Origin of the sequence: Flavobacterium hydrophilum (genome assembly GCF_003202405.1) — a bacterium.
Taxonomy (GTDB): Bacteria; Bacteroidota; Bacteroidia; order Flavobacteriales; family Flavobacteriaceae; genus Flavobacterium; species Flavobacterium hydrophilum.
This window is the reverse complement of sequence record NZ_QJHL01000004.1, coordinates 412,435-428,963: the sequence shown is the minus strand read 5'-3', so window position 1 is coordinate 428,963 and position 16,529 is coordinate 412,435. Positions and strand designations below refer to the sequence as shown.

The following is a 16,529-nucleotide window of genomic DNA, read 5'->3' as shown; positions in this document are numbered from 1 at the left end:
AAAAGAATTATCCCTTATTACAAGGTATTCTTTTTTAAAGAAAGTTACTACTAATAACTAACTTTTCTGAAAAAAATTATCTTCTGGGATGAAAAGAATGCATTACCTCTTTTAAGTAACTTCTATCTAAGTGAACGTAGATTTCGGTGGTTGTTATTGACTCGTGCCCAAGCATCAATTGAATGGAACGCAAATCGGCACCGTTTTCCAGTAAATGAGTAGCAAAAGAATGCCTTAAAGTATGCGGACTTATATTTTTGTTCAAATTTATCCTGACAGCTAAATCCTTAATGATAGTAAAAATCATGGCACGTGTAAGCTGATTTCCCCGACGGTTTAAAAATAAGGTATCTTCATGACCTTTTTTTATTTTTAAATGGATACGGACTTCCTTTTGATAAATAGCGATATATTTTTGGGTATACTTACCAATAGGAACAAAACGCTCTTTATTTCCCTTTCCGGTAATTTTTATAAATCCTTCGTCAAAAAACAGGTCTGAAATCTTTAAAGTCACTAACTCCGAAACACGAAGACCACAGCCGTATAAAGTTTCCAACATGGCCCTGTTTCTCTCGCCTTCGTTTGAACTTAAATCAATAGCCCCAATCAGATTATCAATTTCTTCAACTGACAATGTATCCGGCAATTTTCGCCCCGTTTTGGGAGCTTCAATTAATTCCAGTGGTGTATCTGTTCGGTAATCTTCAAAAACTAAATAATTAAAAAAACTTTTTAGTCCGGAAATAATCCGAGCCTGAGAACGTGGATTAACTTCTTTTGAAACTGAATAAATAAATTGCTGAACCGTTTCATCTGATATTTTTATTGGAGACACCTCTATTTGATTAGCTTCTAAAAAAAGACACAAACGTTCAATATCGAAACTGTAATTTTCGATTGTATTTTTAGAAAGACCTCTTTCAATCCGCAAATACGACTGATAATGTTTTATGTAAGTTTTCCAATTCATATTTACAAAGTAACATATTTTTTGAGCATAAAAAAACCTTCCTGATTAGGGAAGGTTTTAAATATAAATTTAATTACAAATTAGAATTTGTATAGAAGACCAAAGTTTATTGAACTTAAATCAGCATTTAAACCAAAAGAATTCGTTTTTTCTGCTCCGTCCCCTCCATTATCATTTGTAGTGTAACCTAATCCAGCCCAAGTAGCTTCGATAGCAAAATTACTAGATACAAAATAGCTTAAACCTAAACCTAAGTTAGCACCAATTTCATTTGCTTTAAAATCATCTAATTTATCATCTATTGAGCTGTAATCAACACCAAGTTCTCCAAATAAAGAAAAATCAGAAGCTGGAGTAAAGTAATATCTACCAAAAGCTCCAACAGTTAATGTTGCTAAATCCTCAGTATCTCCACCACCGTTTTCAGCTTTCAAAGAACCAAAACCTAATTTTCCACCAATTGCAATATTTTCCGTCACAAAGAAACCAACTTTTGGTTCAATTGTAAATCCTGAAGTTTTCTCATCTCCAGTTTTTTCAGAAGCAATCCCAACTGAACCAGAAATAAAAACGTCTCCTTTAGAAAATCCTTTTGATCCTGTAGACTCTTGTGCATTAGCAAATCCAAATGCTAAAACAGCAACCATTGATAAAACAATTTTTTTCATTTTTTTTTTAAATTATAATATTAAATTAATGGCGCAAAAATATGCTATTTAGCTTTTACAAACCAAATAAATTTGTAAAAAAAATACGATAAAACATTAAGCAATAGCCAATACACTATCTTTCAAATAATTAAGAAAATATTTATAAAAAAACCTTCCTGATTATGGAAGGTTTTACTAAATCTATCAAAAGAAAACATTAAAATTTATATCCAACATTCAATGAGAAAACGCTATTATTAATTGTTGCATTTTCTCCTTCTTCTGTTTTTGCAATATTAGACAAACCTAAATTATATCTGGCGCTAGCAAAAAAATGTTCTGTAAAATAATATCCTGCTCCAAAGTTCAAACCAAAATCAACAGATTCAAAATTTTCTTTTACACTTTCAGTTGAGGAGCCAAGCCCATCAACAGTTACTTTTACCTTTGCTGATGTTAAAAAGCCAACTTGCGGACCTGCTTCGAGATTAAATTTTTCAGCAACATAAAACTTAAACATTACAGGTATATTGATATAATCCAATTTAAATGTAGAATCTACTGAATAATCACTTCCCTCTATTTCCAATGGTATATTATCCAGTTTCATACCCTGAGCAGAATATAAAAGTTCAGGCTGAATAGCAAATTTATCAGATAGTTTAATTTCTGCAAAACCACCGACATTAAAACCTATTTTAGATTTTACATCCATTCCGTCTGTATCACCCGCCCAATTAGAAATATTCATTCCTGCTTTTATTCCAAATTTAGCTTTTTGTGCATTTGCCAATCCAAACACAAAAACTATTGCAATAAGTAAAATATTTTTTTTCATTTATGTTATATTTAATTAATAATTGAACTAAAAAAAACCTTCCGATTAGGGAAGGTTTTTATAAAATATATTAAGAAGATATTAGAATCTGTATCCTAAACCAACTTGGAATCCTGTGTTACCAAGATCAAAACCGTCAGCATCACTGATGTTACCTAAACCTAAATTATACCTAGCATCAAAGAAAAGACCATTAGTCAATTCATAACCAGCTCCAAATCCTAAAGCAAAGTCAATAGATTTTGTTACCTCATCTACTTCATCTTCTTCTGTTCCAACTTTAAAAGCTAATTCAGGACCTGCTTGCAAAGAAAATCCTTCAGCAACATAATATTTAGCCATTACTGGTAATCTTAAGTAGCTAATTCCTGCATCATCATCAGCACCTTCATTAGAGTACAAAAGCTCAGGTTGAACGTGGAATTTTTCAGATACTGCAAAATCAACTAAACCACCAACATAAAAGCTAGTTTTTGCGTCAGTATCAACATCTCCTGTCAAGTTTGTGTTGTTAAGACCAGCTTTAACACCAAATTTAACTCCTTGTGCATTTGCAAAACCAAATGCTAAAATCGCAATCATTGATAAAATAATTTTTTTCATTTTTTTTTTTGATAAATTAATAGATTATTTAGTAGGACAAATCTATATTATTTCACACTAACAAACCAAATAATATTCTAAAATAATTCAAAAAAAACGTTAAAAAAATCCTGTTAAATTTATCAAAAAACTAAAAATCAAATGATTACATTTTTAAATATCACTAAAAACAGTGAGTAAACAGAAACTACAATTATTAGTAAAATTCTTTCGTTGCATAATAAACTAGATGTGTTTCTTGTTAAAATTCGTATCAAAAAAATGGAAATCATGAAACTTCAACAACAATAATTATAAATAAAATGAGTTTTATTTTATGTTAATTTGCAATAATCGAATCTTAAATATTAACATTATGAAAAAAGTATTTTTAGCGGTGGTTTTATTCATCGCCACATCAGCATCAATTCAGGCACAGTTATTAAAAATCGGGGTTAAAGCAGGGGTTAACTTTGCAAATCAAACAGGAGATGCCACAGATGCACCTGGAATTGATAAAGAAGGTATTACCAGTTATCATGCTGGTTTAGTAGCAGAAATTAAATTACTGGATCGATTTGCTGTTCAGCCAGAGCTGTTGTATTCGACTCAAGGTGCTACATACAAAAATGCTGTTGACGAGTTTAAAAATGAATTAGGGTATTTGTCTATACCAGTAATGGCTAAGTTTTACTTAACTGATTCTTTTAGTCTTGAAGTTGGACCACAAGCTTCATTTTTATTAAGTGAAAAAGATAACGTTGATTTTGAGGACGCAGAAACTTTCGAATTTGGTGTTAATGCCGGGTTAGGATTTAAAATTACGGAAAACTTTTTTATCCAGGGCCGTTATGGCTTAGGATTGACAGATGCTACAAAAAATGCTGATGTTAAAAATTCAACTATACAATTGTCTGCCGGATTCCTATTTTAAAATAATATCACATAGTTTTATAAAAACCGTTCTGTTAATTAGAACGGTTTTTTTATTTTTACACTGTTTGTAAAATGATTTCAGTGAAATGTAAAATGAAATCCTATGTACTTAATTAAAATTGCATTATGAAAATCTGTATTATCAACGGCCCAAATTTAAATTTATTAGGAAAACGTGAACCTGAAGTTTACGGAAGCCAAACCTTTGAAGATTATTTTGAGATACTGAAACAAAAATTCCCAAACGTTGAACTTTCTTACTACCAAAGCAATATTGAAGGCGAACTGATTGGAAAAATTCAGGAAGTTGGTTTTACATTTGACGGAATTATTTTGAATGCAGGTGCTTATACGCATACTTCAATTGGATTGGGAGATGCTATGAAAGCTGTAACAACTCCGGTTATTGAAGTTCATATTTCGAATACTTATGCTCGTGAAAGTTTCAGACATCAATCCTATTTATCTGGAAATGCAAAAGGTGTTATTTTAGGTTTTGGATTAAAAAGCTATGAATTGGCGATTCAGTCATTCCTGTAAAACGTTATTTAACAAATTATTAATAAGCTCGTTTTTAACTTATTTTATTTTTGTGAGAGAAACTACTTTCATGAAAAACTATACTTTATTCGCCTTTTTATTTTTTTCACTTTCAAATTTCGCCCAAATCAAAGGAACCATAACCGATGAAAAAGGAAATCCTTTACCGTTTGTTTCTGTCTTTGAAGAAAACACGTATTTCGGAACAACATCAAATGAGCAGGGAAAATATCAACTGAATGTAAAAGAACCGGGCAAAAACAAAATCATTTTTCAGTACCTGGGCTTCAAAACTCAAAAGCTTTCTGTAGCTTCAGATTCAAAAACAGTAACTCTCGACGTGAAAATGTCAGAAGAAAGTTTTACTTTAAATGAAGTCATTATTGATTCAAAAAACAATCCTGCAGATGCAATCATAAAAAGCGCTATAGCAAACAAAAAGGAAAACTCAGACAAAACAGGACGTTATACTGCCGACTTTTATTCGAAAGGAATGTTTAAAGTAAAAGATCTTCCTAAAAAAATTCTGGGTCAAAAAGTAGATCTTGGCGAAGATATGGCATCTAATTTAGATTCAACCGGAACCGGGATCTTATATCTTTCTGAAACCATTTCGAAAATCACTTTTGAAAAACCAGATAAGCTAAAGGAGAAAATAATAGCCTCTAAAATCTCAGGAAACAATAGAGGCTACAGCTACAATACCGCTGCTTTATCTACTTATGATTTTTATGACAACACACTAGATTTCGACGTAAAACTCATCTCACCTATTGCTGACAATGCTTTCAGTTACTACAAATACAAACTGGAAGGCACTTTTTTTAATGATAACAAACAACAGATTAATAAAATTAAAGTAACCCCTAAACGTGATAAAGAACCTGTTTTTGAAGGTTACATTTATATAGTTGACGATAGTTTTGCCATTTATGCCATAGACTTAGACATTAAAGGCTATCGAATGAAAAATGAATTTACCGAAATAATGAGCTTAAAACAGAGCTTCAGTTATAATTCTGCCAATAAAATCTGGTCGAAAAATGCTCAGACACTTTCGTTTAACGCCGGATTTTTTGGAATAAAGTTCTCCGGAAACTTCAATTATGTTTATTCTAATTATGAATTCCCTGCTTCCTTCGAAAAGAAAACTTTTGGAAATGAAATTGTAGCTTTTGAAACCAATGCCAACAAAAAAGATAATGCGTTTTGGAATGAAATACGTCCGATTCCTTTGACTATTGAAGAAAGTACAGATTACACCAAAAAAGACAGTCTGCAAATCATTAGAAAATCCAGAAAATACATGGATTCAATTGATGCTAAAAACAACAAATTCAAAATTTGGGATATTTTAATGGGGTACGATTACAAAAACACTTTCAAAAAATATTCATTTGACTATAAAGGTCTGTTAAATCTAAGTTCTTTAAGTTTTAATACTGTTCAGGGTTTCAACTTAGATTCTGGTTTTTCATTTAAAAAATGGAATGAAGAAAAAGGAAAAAGTACATCAATAAGTACAACCTTCAATTATGGTTTTTCAGACGAACGCCTGCGTGTAACCGGAGAATTCAGCCATCGTTTCAACAACATCAATTATGCGTCAATCTGGGCTTCAGGAGGAACAAAAACTGCTCAGGTTAACGGAGCCGAACCTATTACAAAATTTATCAACTCTATAAGTTCTTTGTTTTTTAAAGACAATTACATAAAATTGTACAATTTGGAGTTCGCCCAAATTAACTACGGTCAGGATGTTGCAAACGGAATAAACCTCAACGCCAAAATTGCTTACGAACAGCGAAAACCACTTTTCAACACAACTGATTATGCTTTCTTTAAAAAAGATGATGTTTATTCGTCTAATAATCCGTTGGCACCAAATGACTTTATAACTCCCGCTTTTGATCTACATCACTTATTCAAAACCACAGTGAGCGCACGAATCAACTTTGGAAATAAATACATTTCAAGACCTGATGGAAGATTCAATGTTAAAAACGAAAAATACCCAACTGTATTTTTAGCATTTGAGAAAGCCTTTGCTGCGAATGAGAAAAAATATGAATTCGAAAGAGTTGGTGCTTCCGTTCAATATGATTTATCATTGGGAAATAAAGGGATTTTGGGAACAAATTTCAGAGCCGGAAAATTCTTCAATGCCGAAAATATTGCTTTTATAGATTACAGGCATTTTAACGGAAACCAGACACATATCGGTACAACAGAACGTTATTTGAATGTTTTCAATTTAATGCCTTATTATTCCAACAGTACAAACGACAGTTATTTCGAAATGCATTTGGAACACAACGACATGGGATTTGTAACCAATAAAATTCCGCTGATCAATCTTTTAAAATCAACCATGAATATTGGATTTCACTCGTTGTCAATTCCGGACAGAAAACCTTATACAGAATTTACAATTGGGTTAGACAATTTAGGCTTTGGGAAATTTAAATTGTTTAGAGTTGATTATGTTCATTCTTATCAAGGCGGAATTCAGCAGAATGGAGTTGTATTTGGCTTGAAGATTTTGAATGTGTTGGATTAGAGAAAAAGTTATTAAGTAGAAATACTTTCTGGGTTCTCGACTCCGCTCTAACTGACAAAATATAGTAGAAACATTTAAAACCATAAACCTTCAACTTACGCGAGAGTGTGTTAGGGATAGAAGCGATATCCTTTTTATTTTTCTTTTAAAAATAAAAAGATATAGCGGATAGCCCGGCCGGAGGCAACGCCCATAAAAAAATCCGCTAACTTTTTTAAAAAGAACAAACGGATTTTTATATTAAACCTTAGTATCTCAGAACGTTTTTCTCAATGATAATCATCTGGTTCTATGTGAATCAAAACATTTCCTAATTGAGGTATTTTTTCTTTTAAAGTATCCTGTAGTTTATGTGACAAATCATGTCCTTCTTTTACCGAAATTTTAGCTGAAACAATTGCGTGAAGATCTACATGATACCGCATTCCGGCTTTACGTATAAAACATTTCTCAGTGCCCAGAATTCCTTCAACTTTTAAAGCTTTTACACGTATTTCTTCAACCAAATCATCATTTAGGTTTTCATCCATGATTTCACCAAGTGCGGGTCTGAAAATTTTATAGCTGTTGTATAAGATAAAAAAAGCAGCAAAAAGTGCCGCCCAGTCATCTGCTGATTCGTAGCCTTTTCCCATAAACAGTGCAATCGAAATTCCGATGAATGCTGCCACAGATGTAATTGCATCACTGCGATGGTGCCATGCATCGGCCGCTAATGAAGAACTATTAGTTTGTTTACTGCGTTTCATTACCAGTCGGAACGAATATTCTTTCCAGATAATGATTGCTCCTAAAATATACAATGTCCACGATTTTGGTAAATCGTGTGGAGTATTAATATTGGCAATACTTTCGTATCCAATAATTGTCGCCGAAGTAATTAAAAAACCTACAACTAAAAAGGTAATTAGAGGCTCTGCCCGACCGTGACCATAAGGATGGTTCTCATCTGCCGGTTTATTCGAATATTTGATTCCGAACAAGACAAGACAAGACGAAAATATATCCGTAGTCGATTCGATCGCATCTGCAATCAGGGCATAAGAATTGCCAAAAAAACCTGCTAAGCCTTTTGTAAGGGCTAAGCAGGTGTTTCCGGCTATACTAAAGTATGTAGCTTTTATAGCTTTTTGTTCATTTGTCATTTGAGAATTTTTATCTACTCTCTTACAATTTTAGCTCCAATAGCTCTCAAACGCTCATCGATACGTTCGTATCCACGGTCAATTTGTTCGATATTTTGAATAGTACTTGTACCTTTTGCTGAAAGTGCGGCAATTAATAATGAAATCCCGGCACGAATATCCGGAGATGACATTGTGGTTGCTTTTAACTGAGATTCGAAATTATGCCCCATAACCACAGCTCTGTGCGGGTCACACAACATAATTTTTGCACCCATATCGATTAATTTATCTACGAAAAACAAACGGCTTTCGAACATTTTCTGGTGAATTAAAACGTCTCCTTTTGCCTGTGTTGCTACAACCAAAACGATACTCAATAAGTCAGGCGTAAATCCTGGCCATGGTGCATCGGCAATGGTTAATATTGAACCGTCAATATCTGTTTTTACTTCGTACCCGTTTGTGTGAGCAGGAATGTAAATATCATCGTTGCGTTTTTCTATTGTAATTCCTAGTTTTCTAAATGTATTTGGAATCAAACCTAAATTGTCCCAACTTACATTTTTGATTGTGATTTCGCTTTTTGTCATCGCTGCAAGACCAATCCATGAGCCAATTTCAATCATGTCCGGAAGAATTCTGTGCTCGCATCCACCAAGGCTTTCAACACCTTCGATAGTCAACAAGTTAGATCCAACCCCTGTGATTTTAGCTCCCATTGAGTTCAGCATTTTGCACAATTGCTGTAAGTAAGGTTCACATGCAGCATTGTAAACTGTAGTTTGTCCTTTTGCTAAAACAGCAGCCATTACGATATTTGCTGTTCCCGTTACAGATGCCTCGTCTAAAAGCATATCTGTTCCCTGTAATCCTTCTTCAGGAGATTCTACTCCGTAAAAGTGATCTTCTCTGTTGTATCTGAATTTTGCTCCAAGATTAATAAAACCTTCAAAGTGTGTATCTAATCTGCGACGGCCAATTTTGTCCCCACCCGGTTTTGGAATATATCCTTTTCCGAAACGAGCCAAAAGCGGTCCAACAATCATAATAGAACCACGAAGTGCTCCACCTTCTTTTTTGAAAGCCTCGGTTTCTAAATATCCAACATTCACCTCATCGGCCTGAAACGTAATCGAACCTGGTTCATTTCGTTGAATTTTAACTCCTAAATTACCCAACAAAGTGATTAATTTATTGATGTCTATAATATCGGGAATATTATTAATTGTTACTTTATCCCCCGTTAGAAGCACGGCGCATAAAATTTGTAGTGCCTCATTTTTTGCTCCTTGCGGAGTGATTTCTCCTTTTAAAGGAGTTCCTCCTTCGATTTTAAAAATTCCCATATCTTTTTTTTAGGTTCTGAGTTACTGAGATTCTAAGGCTCTAAGTTTTTTCTCCCTCAAAGAAAAGCTTAGCAACTTAGTAGCTTAGACATTTACTAACTTTTATTGATTCTTTTGATTGTTATTTTTTTGAAAGGGTTTCGGTTTTCCCTGCCCCTTATTGTTTTTATTGCTTTGAATTTTTGGCTGTCCGGCAGGAGAAATTTTATTAGACATACGTTTATTGGTACGCATTAAATCTGTCGTGTTTAAAAGCTCTTCAGTACTTTGCAATAAATTAATTTTACTTCCTGAAAGCTCATATAAATGTTCAAAAATCACATCATCTTTTACCGTGTCTTTGTTCCAGCTCAAAAAAGATTTTTTCATGTGATTCGCAATAACCATTACCAGTGCATTTTTCATTTCGCCCTCTTCCCATTTGTTGGCAACATCAATCATGTATTTGATGTTGTTTCCGTAAAATCTGTATTTAGGAAAATTTTGCGGATACTGTAAAACATCCGGTTTTAACTGCAAAACATCACGTGACGGAATTGGATATGGAGATTCTACATTTAATTTAAAATCAGACATTATAAAAAGCTGATCCCATAATTTATGTTGAAAATCCGGCACATCACGCAAATGCGGATTTAAGCTTCCCATTACCTGAATGATATATTTCGCAGCTTTATTGCGTGTTTCATCATCCTCAATATGAGTGGCCTGATCAATCAGTTTTTGCAAATGACGACCATATTCCGGAATAAGTAAACGCTGCCTTTCAGAATTATATTCTAAGTTGAAAACAACGTCGTTTGCGTTTTCTTTTTTATATTTTTCGACCATAATTATAATGAGACTATACCTTCTATCGTAGAAACTTCCTTGTATTTGCCAATCACTTCGTCAGCACTATTCATCGTTACATCTATAGAAACACTGGTAAATTTACCTGTTTTAGATTTTGTTGTTTTGATAACCGCACCCATTCTGTCAAAGGCTTTTTCAACCCGCTCAACATTATCGGCTACCGAAGGCACTATAAATTTATACAAATATTCTGCAGGCCAGGTGTTTGAGTTATCCAGCTCAACCTTTAGTCTTTCGTAAAATTCGGCGGTGTTTTTTTCTTTGTCGTTCTCCATTCGTAATTAAAAATAAACGCAAATATACGGTTTTGATTTCTGATTTTAGATTTTAGATTTTAGATTTTTTTAAATGGCAGACAACTTATCATTTTTGATTTAGAAGAGATGGAATACAATATAAAAAATTAATACTTTGCAAACAAAATGCGGGAACTCATGAAATGCTACAAGAAACATTTTCAGAAGATTAATTCTATAGATAAAACATGCTTCCTAATTAGCCCTGATGGAAGCGGAAATCCTTTTGCTTTTTTCTTTAAAAAGTAAAAGATTAAAGCGAACAGCAGGAACCATGTTTATTAAAATGCCAAATCTTTCGCTTCTGACAAATATTCTTTTTAATTATAAATAACTTTAGGTAAATTTGCGCTTTATTTTACGAAAGTGCAAAAAGAAATCATAGTTCTCCTTGGTGGTCCTGGCACAGGAAAATCTACGCTTATAAACGAATTAGTAGCTCGTGGCTATTGCTGTTACCCTGAAATTTCAAGAGAAGTTACACTCGAAGCCCAAAAAAGAGGTGTCGAGCAATTGTTTTTGGAACAGCCTTTATTGTTTAGCGAAATGTTGCTTGAAGGACGCATTCAGCAATTTAAAAATGCTTCGCAAGAGCCTGACAGTGTTGTTTTTATTGACCGTGGAATTCCTGATGTGGTGGCTTACATGGATTATATTGGAGACGAATATCCCGAGTTTTTCACAAAAGCCTGTGAGGATTACAAATATTCTAAGACTTTTATTTTACCGCCGTGGGAAGAAATTTACCAGAGCGACACAGAACGTTACGAAAATTTTGAACAGGCACTGGAAATACAAAAACATCTTATTGAGACGTATAAAAAATACGGTTACGATTTAATTGAGGTTCCGAAAGACACAGTTGAAAACAGAATTCTTTATATCTTAGACAAAATTTAGCAGCCGGTTTTAAAGTTGCAAAACTAGAAACTGATTTCTAAATTTTTAACTTTAATACTTTGGCCATGCAGGAAGCACAGGATATTCTTTTAAAATACTGGAAACATACCAGTTTCCGACCGCTGCAAAAAGAAATTATTGATTCGGTTTTAGAAGGTCAGGACACTTTTGCACTGCTGCCTACCGGAGGAGGAAAGTCGATTTGTTTTCAGGTTCCGGCCATGATGCTCGAAGGAATCTGTCTGGTAATTTCACCTTTGATTGCGCTGATGAAAGACCAGGTCGCGAATTTGGAAAAACGACAAATTAAAGCCATCGCTCTTACAGGTGGAATCCATACAGAAGAAATCATCGATCTTCTGGATAATTGTCAATACGGAAATTATAAGTTTTTATACCTCTCGCCTGAGCGTTTACAGTCTGACTGGATTTTGGAACGCATCAAAAATCTTCCTATAAATTTAATTGCAATTGACGAGGCACATTGTGTTTCGCAATGGGGACACGATTTTCGTCCGGCTTATCTGAAGATCTCAGAACTTAAGAAATACTTTCCGAAGATTCCGTTTTTGGCTTTGACCGCTACGGCAACTCCGAGAGTTATTGAAGATATAAAAACCGAATTGGACTTGAAAAATCCTGTACTTTTTCAACAATCATTCGAAAGAAAAAATATTGCCTACATGGTTTTTGAAGTCGAAGACAAATTGTATCGCACTGAACAAATTTTAAAGAAAAACCCACAGCCTTCTATTATATATGTACGAAATAGAAAATCGTGTTTAAATATGTCGACTCAGCTACAATCTTTAGGATTTCGGGCAACATATTATCACGGTGGACTTTCGGCTAAAGAAAAAGACAAGAACATGCAATTGTGGATGTCTGAACAAGCACAGGTCATTGTTGCCACAAATGCTTTTGGGATGGGAATTGACAAGGACAACGTAAAAACCGTAATTCATACACAATTGCCTGAAAACCTTGAAAATTATTATCAGGAATCCGGAAGAGCCGGACGAAATGGAGAAAAAGCTTTTTCGGTTTTGCTTTTTAATAATTCAGATGCCAATCAGACAGAACAGCAGTTTTTGAGTGTTCTGCCAGACAAAAAGTTTCTAAAAACGATGTATGTAAAACTTTGCAATTATTTTCAGATTGCCTATGGCGAAGGTTTAGATGATTCTTTTTCCTTTAAACTCAATCATTTTTGCAATAAATACGACTTCCCTACTTTAAAAACCTATAATTCTTTGCAGTTTTTGAATCAGCAGGGAATCATTACCATGTCACAGGAATTTTCAGAAAAGATTACCATGCAATTTTTAATCGAGTCGAAAGAAGTGATTCGTTACATAAGCCTGAATCCTAATGATGAAGAAATTATTCTGGCAATTTTGAGAACTTATCCCGGTGTTTATGAAATGAAAACACCTTTTAATCTTTCACTGATAGCCAAAAAATCACATCATACAGAAGAACAGGTTTCGGCTGTTTTAGAAAAACTGAGAGAAAAGGAAATCATCGAATATAAGTCAAAAAATAACGATGCAACTATATTATTTAATGAAGTTCGCGAAGATGAATTAACTATAAATAGAGTTTCAAAATACCTGGAAAAACAAAATCAGCTAAAAAAAGAACAATTGATGTCTGTCCTGTATTATATAAAGGAAAGCAAAACCTGCAAAAACAGATTGGTTTTAGATTATTTTGGAGAAGAAACGATGGAGAATTGCGGAATCTGCTCTTACTGCATCACACAAAAAGGAAAAATCACCGAAGCCGATTCGATAGCTGATAAAATTCTGCATTTATTAAAATCAGCCGCGTTGACTTCGAGAGAAATTCAGACTCAAATACAATTAGATGCCAACGATATCATTTTGGTGCTTCAGGAATTATTAGAAAACAATCATATTACCATACTAGCGAACAATAAATACACTTTAAAATTATAATGGAAAAATTGAGAATTATATTCATGGGAACTCCGGAATTTGCTGTTGGCATTCTGGATACCATTATTAAAAACGATTACGAGGTAGTTGGCGTAATTACTGCTGCAGACAAACCGGCAGGACGCGGACAAAAAATAAAATATTCGGCCGTAAAAGAATATGCTCTTGCAAACAGTCTTAATTTATTACAGCCAACCAATTTAAAAGATGAAGCTTTTTTAGCAGAGTTAAAAGCTTTGAACGCCAATTTACAAATTGTAGTTGCCTTTAGAATGCTGCCAAAAGTAGTTTGGGAAATGCCTAGTCTGGGCACCTTTAACCTACATGCCTCATTATTGCCTAATTACCGCGGAGCAGCTCCTATTAACTGGGCTATCATTAATGGCGAAAGCAAAACTGGTGTTACTACTTTTTTTATAGATGATAAGATTGACACGGGAGCTATGATTTTAAATTCTGAAATTGTTATTGCTCCGGAAGAAAATGCAGGACAACTGCACGACCGATTGATGTTGTTAGGAAGCCAAACTGTAATTGACACTTTGAAAGTGATTGAAAAAGGAAATGTAACAACAACTACACAGGAAGACAATGAAGAAATTAAAACAGCATACAAACTAAACAAGGAAAACTGCAAAATTGACTGGACAAAATCCGGGACAGAAATTAATAATTTGATTCGTGGCCTGAGTCCATATCCTGCTTCCTGGTGTTTTTTAAAAGATAAAAATGAGGAAGTAAGCATCAAAATATACGAAGCAAAACTAATATTGGAAGCTCATCCATACGAAATTGGAAAACTAATTTCTGGTAAAAAAGAATTAAAAGTTGCAGTTCAGGACGGCTTTTTAGAATTATTGAGTTTACAATTACCGGGAAAAAAGAGAATGAAGGTCGCCGAATTATTAAATGGTATCACTTTTTCTGACGATGTAAAAGTTTATTAAACACCAATAAAACAAGGGTTTCTAACTATATTTAGTGATAAAATTCTTTGTTTTATGAACAAAAAAAGCAAGTTATTAACAATTTTTGCTAAATTTAAAGAAAACACTTGCAAGGAACGGATTTCCTACTAAATTTGTGTATTAACAATTTTTTTTAACCAACAATTAATAACTAATTATTATGAACAAATCAGAATTAATCGATGCTATCGCTGCTGATGCAGGAATTACAAAAGCTGCGGCAAAATTAGCTTTAGAGTCATTTTTAGGTAATGTAGGTACTACTTTGAAAAAAGGTGGAAGAATTTCATTAGTAGGATTTGGATCTTGGTCAGTATCTGCAAGAGCTGCAAGAGATGGAAGAAACCCACAAACTGGAAAAACTATCAAAATCGCTGCTAAGAATGTTGTAAAATTCAAAGCTGGAGCTGAATTAGAAGGTGCAGTGAACTAAGTAAGAAAGTTCTCTAAACTTATAATATAATTGAAACCCTCATTTTTGAGGGTTTTTTTATACGGTTTAACGATTTTATTTGGGTTTTTAATTATTTTATGATTAAATTTAATAAAAATTGTAGCCGTATGATTTCAGAAAAATTAAAAAAAGGACACCTGCTTATTGCCGAGCCTTCAATAATTGGAGATTTATCTTTTAACAGATCGGTAATTTTATTAGCAGACCATAACAAAGAAGGATCAATAGGTTTTATCATTAATAAACCATTAAAATACACTATTAATGACTTAATTCCTGAAATTGATGCCAATTTCAAAATATACAATGGGGGTCCTGTAGAACAGGACAATCTTTATTTCATTCACAACATTCCTGATTTAATCCCAAACAGTGTTGAGATTTCAAATGGAATTTATTGGGGAGGTGATTTTGAATCGACTAAGGACTTAATAAATGACGGATCTATTCACAAAAATAATATTCGTTTTTTCTTAGGCTATACAGGTTGGGAAGAAAATCAACTTGAAAATGAAATGCAGGGAAATTCGTGGATTATCACTGATAACAGTTATAAAAACAAAATTATCGGAAAATCTACCACTCATTTTTGGAAAGAACAAATTATAGAACTGGGAGGTGATTATCTTATCTGGTCAAATGCACCTGAAAATCCATATCTGAATTAATTTTCAGATATGGATTCATTCAGTTTTTGTACTAATAAATGAGCCAGATTATCTTTAAACTCCTTTTTTCGGTATTTTGTTATCGATTGTATCCCTGTGATTACATTTGTCAGGAATAATTCATCTGCTTTTTGAAGATCAAATGGTGAAATTATCTCTTCGACCACTTCTATTCCTTCTATTTTCTTTGCTAAAGCTAAAATTTGCTTACGCATAACACCATTTAGACAACCTTCAGAAATGGGCGGGGTGATTAGTTTTTTGCCGGTAACCATAAATAAATTCCCTTGTAACACCTCAACTACATTCTTAGTATCATTAAGCAAAATACAGTTTTCTAAGCCATTTTCGTGTGCAAAAATACTTCCGGTAACATTTATCAATTTATTAGTCGTTTTAATCGACGATAACAACTGTTTTGTCACATAGAAGTCTTTATACAAATCAACTTCATACTGCGCTTTATTTAAAGCATAAAAGGCATCTTCAAGAGGTGAGGCATTAATTAAATAAGAAACAAAATTCGTTTTGGGTAAATACAATCCGCCATCGTTTCTAAAAACAGTTATTCTTGCTCTTGCAGAAGCTGAAATTCCTTTTTGTTCTATAAGATTTAAAACCTGCTCTTCAAAATACTCCATGGTGAAATTCATTGGAATTTCCATTCTTACCACACGCATTGAAGCCATTAATCTAAAATAATGATCTTCCAGAAACAAAATTTTACCGTTGATTATTTTTAGTGTTTCAAAAACGCCATCGCCATACAAAAAAGCACGATTTTGAGTTAATATATTTTCCTCTTGCCCAACTATGTTTCCGTTAAAATTGATCATAAAAAAACCCTGAATTTTGTTCAGGGCAAATATAAAGCA

Annotated in this window: 17 protein-coding genes; 8 read left to right on the top strand and 9 right to left on the bottom strand. The window is 33.4% G+C overall.

Going from position 1 to position 16,529, the window contains the following annotated elements; translation table 11 throughout:
* Positions 1-76 precede the first annotated feature (76 nt).
* The 4 genes from xerD to DMB68_RS17435 form a co-directional block, all read right to left on the bottom strand.
* Positions 77-973, bottom strand: coding sequence for a site-specific tyrosine recombinase XerD (gene xerD / locus DMB68_RS17450; RefSeq protein WP_110347915.1), 897 nt, complete (start codon positions 971-973; stop codon positions 77-79).
* 80 nt (positions 974-1,053) lie between these two features.
* Positions 1,054-1,641: an outer membrane beta-barrel protein gene (locus tag DMB68_RS17445; RefSeq protein ID WP_110347914.1), complete on the bottom strand. Its 588-nt coding sequence runs from the start codon at positions 1,639-1,641 to the stop codon at positions 1,054-1,056.
* A 199-nt stretch (positions 1,642-1,840) separates the two neighbouring features.
* Entirely contained in the window at positions 1,841-2,461 is a 621-nt protein-coding gene (locus tag DMB68_RS17440; protein ID WP_110347913.1) for a porin family protein, read from the bottom strand.
* A gap of 81 nt (positions 2,462-2,542) precedes the next feature.
* Positions 2,543-3,064 carry a porin family protein gene (locus DMB68_RS17435; protein ID WP_110347912.1) on the bottom strand — a complete coding sequence of 174 codons (522 nt, stop codon included), beginning with the start codon at positions 3,062-3,064 and terminating at the stop codon, positions 2,543-2,545.
* 355 nt (positions 3,065-3,419) lie between these two features.
* Between DMB68_RS17435 and DMB68_RS17430 the strand changes: the two genes are divergently transcribed.
* From DMB68_RS17430 to DMB68_RS17420, 3 genes are all read left to right on the top strand, one after another.
* Complete coding sequence (locus tag DMB68_RS17430; protein WP_110347911.1) at positions 3,420-3,977, top strand: porin family protein; 558 nt, start codon at positions 3,420-3,422, stop codon at positions 3,975-3,977.
* A 128-nt stretch (positions 3,978-4,105) separates the two neighbouring features.
* Positions 4,106-4,519, top strand: a complete 414-nt coding sequence (gene aroQ, locus DMB68_RS17425; RefSeq protein WP_110347910.1) for a type II 3-dehydroquinate dehydratase — start codon at positions 4,106-4,108, stop codon at positions 4,517-4,519.
* A 70-nt stretch (positions 4,520-4,589) separates the two neighbouring features.
* Positions 4,590-7,079 carry a DUF5686 and carboxypeptidase regulatory-like domain-containing protein gene (locus DMB68_RS17420; RefSeq protein WP_110347909.1) on the top strand — a complete coding sequence of 830 codons (2,490 nt, stop codon included), beginning with the start codon at positions 4,590-4,592 and terminating at the stop codon, positions 7,077-7,079.
* Between the two features lie 269 nt (positions 7,080-7,348).
* Here DMB68_RS17420 and DMB68_RS17415 read toward each other — a convergent pair whose 3' ends face one another.
* The 4 genes from DMB68_RS17415 to DMB68_RS17400 form a co-directional block, all read right to left on the bottom strand.
* On the bottom strand, positions 7,349-8,224 hold the full coding sequence (locus DMB68_RS17415) for a cation diffusion facilitator family transporter (protein WP_110347908.1): 876 nt from the start codon (positions 8,222-8,224) through the stop codon (positions 7,349-7,351).
* Positions 8,225-8,238: 14 nt separating this feature from the next.
* Positions 8,239-9,552, bottom strand: coding sequence for a UDP-N-acetylglucosamine 1-carboxyvinyltransferase (gene murA, locus DMB68_RS17410; protein WP_110347907.1), 1,314 nt, complete (start codon positions 9,550-9,552; stop codon positions 8,239-8,241).
* Positions 9,553-9,654: 102 nt separating this feature from the next.
* Positions 9,655-10,383 (bottom strand): DUF4290 domain-containing protein, encoded by a 729-nt coding sequence (locus DMB68_RS17405; protein ID WP_110347906.1) that lies wholly within the window; start codon positions 10,381-10,383, stop codon positions 9,655-9,657.
* Positions 10,384-10,385: 2 nt separating this feature from the next.
* Entirely contained in the window at positions 10,386-10,682 is a 297-nt protein-coding gene (locus DMB68_RS17400; protein ID WP_110347905.1) for a DUF493 family protein, read from the bottom strand.
* Positions 10,683-11,069: 387 nt separating this feature from the next.
* Between DMB68_RS17400 and DMB68_RS17395 the strand changes: the two genes are divergently transcribed.
* The 5 genes from DMB68_RS17395 to DMB68_RS17375 all read left to right on the top strand — a co-directional run bounded on the left by DMB68_RS17395 (position 11,070) and on the right by DMB68_RS17375 (position 15,654).
* On the top strand, positions 11,070-11,603 hold the full coding sequence (locus tag DMB68_RS17395; RefSeq protein WP_110347904.1) for an AAA family ATPase: 534 nt from the start codon (positions 11,070-11,072) through the stop codon (positions 11,601-11,603).
* Between the two features lie 65 nt (positions 11,604-11,668).
* Complete coding sequence (locus DMB68_RS17390; RefSeq protein ID WP_110347903.1) at positions 11,669-13,564, top strand: RecQ family ATP-dependent DNA helicase; 1,896 nt, start codon at positions 11,669-11,671, stop codon at positions 13,562-13,564.
* Complete coding sequence (gene fmt / locus DMB68_RS17385; protein WP_110347902.1) at positions 13,564-14,511, top strand: methionyl-tRNA formyltransferase; 948 nt, start codon at positions 13,564-13,566, stop codon at positions 14,509-14,511. Before DMB68_RS17390 ends, fmt begins: the two co-directional genes overlap by 1 nt.
* 181 nt (positions 14,512-14,692) lie before the next feature.
* Positions 14,693-14,965: an HU family DNA-binding protein gene (locus DMB68_RS17380; RefSeq protein ID WP_012022249.1), complete on the top strand. Its 273-nt coding sequence runs from the start codon at positions 14,693-14,695 to the stop codon at positions 14,963-14,965.
* A gap of 128 nt (positions 14,966-15,093) precedes the next feature.
* Positions 15,094-15,654 carry a YqgE/AlgH family protein gene (locus tag DMB68_RS17375; RefSeq protein ID WP_110347901.1) on the top strand — a complete coding sequence of 187 codons (561 nt, stop codon included), beginning with the start codon at positions 15,094-15,096 and terminating at the stop codon, positions 15,652-15,654.
* Here the strand turns inward: DMB68_RS17375 and DMB68_RS17370 are convergent.
* Positions 15,651-16,490 carry an aminotransferase class IV gene (locus DMB68_RS17370; RefSeq protein ID WP_110347900.1) on the bottom strand — a complete coding sequence of 280 codons (840 nt, stop codon included), beginning with the start codon at positions 16,488-16,490 and terminating at the stop codon, positions 15,651-15,653. The two genes, DMB68_RS17375 and DMB68_RS17370, sit on opposite strands and share 4 nt — an antisense overlap.
* Between the last annotated feature and the right edge of the window lie 39 nt (positions 16,491-16,529).

Excerpts from the sequence above, each read along its gene's own strand:
- DMB68_RS17430 (WP_110347911.1), top strand. The coding sequence starts at position 3,420 with ATGAAAAAAGTATTTTTAGCGGTGGTTTTATTCATCGCCACATCAGCA.
- murA (WP_110347907.1), bottom strand. The coding sequence starts at position 9,552 with ATGGGAATTTTTAAAATCGAAGGAGGAACTCCTTTAAAAGGAGAAATC.
- aroQ (WP_110347910.1), top strand. The coding sequence starts at position 4,106 with ATGAAAATCTGTATTATCAACGGCCCAAATTTAAATTTATTAGGAAAA.
- DMB68_RS17440 (WP_110347913.1), bottom strand. The coding sequence starts at position 2,461 with ATGAAAAAAAATATTTTACTTATTGCAATAGTTTTTGTGTTTGGATTG.
- DMB68_RS17390 (WP_110347903.1), top strand. The coding sequence starts at position 11,669 with ATGCAGGAAGCACAGGATATTCTTTTAAAATACTGGAAACATACCAGT.
- fmt (WP_110347902.1), top strand. The coding sequence starts at position 13,564 with ATGGAAAAATTGAGAATTATATTCATGGGAACTCCGGAATTTGCTGTT.
- DMB68_RS17370 (WP_110347900.1), bottom strand. The coding sequence starts at position 16,490 with ATGATCAATTTTAACGGAAACATAGTTGGGCAAGAGGAAAATATATTA.
- DMB68_RS17435 (WP_110347912.1), bottom strand. The coding sequence starts at position 3,064 with ATGAAAAAAATTATTTTATCAATGATTGCGATTTTAGCATTTGGTTTT.
- DMB68_RS17445 (WP_110347914.1), bottom strand. The coding sequence starts at position 1,641 with ATGAAAAAAATTGTTTTATCAATGGTTGCTGTTTTAGCATTTGGATTT.
- DMB68_RS17400 (WP_110347905.1), bottom strand. The coding sequence starts at position 10,682 with ATGGAGAACGACAAAGAAAAAAACACCGCCGAATTTTACGAAAGACTA.
- DMB68_RS17415 (WP_110347908.1), bottom strand. The coding sequence starts at position 8,224 with ATGACAAATGAACAAAAAGCTATAAAAGCTACATACTTTAGTATAGCC.
- DMB68_RS17420 (WP_110347909.1), top strand. The coding sequence starts at position 4,590 with ATGAAAAACTATACTTTATTCGCCTTTTTATTTTTTTCACTTTCAAAT.
- DMB68_RS17405 (WP_110347906.1), bottom strand. The coding sequence starts at position 10,383 with ATGGTCGAAAAATATAAAAAAGAAAACGCAAACGACGTTGTTTTCAAC.
- DMB68_RS17380 (WP_012022249.1), top strand. The coding sequence starts at position 14,693 with ATGAACAAATCAGAATTAATCGATGCTATCGCTGCTGATGCAGGAATT.
- xerD (WP_110347915.1), bottom strand. The coding sequence starts at position 973 with ATGAATTGGAAAACTTACATAAAACATTATCAGTCGTATTTGCGGATT.
- DMB68_RS17375 (WP_110347901.1), top strand. The coding sequence starts at position 15,094 with ATGATTTCAGAAAAATTAAAAAAAGGACACCTGCTTATTGCCGAGCCT.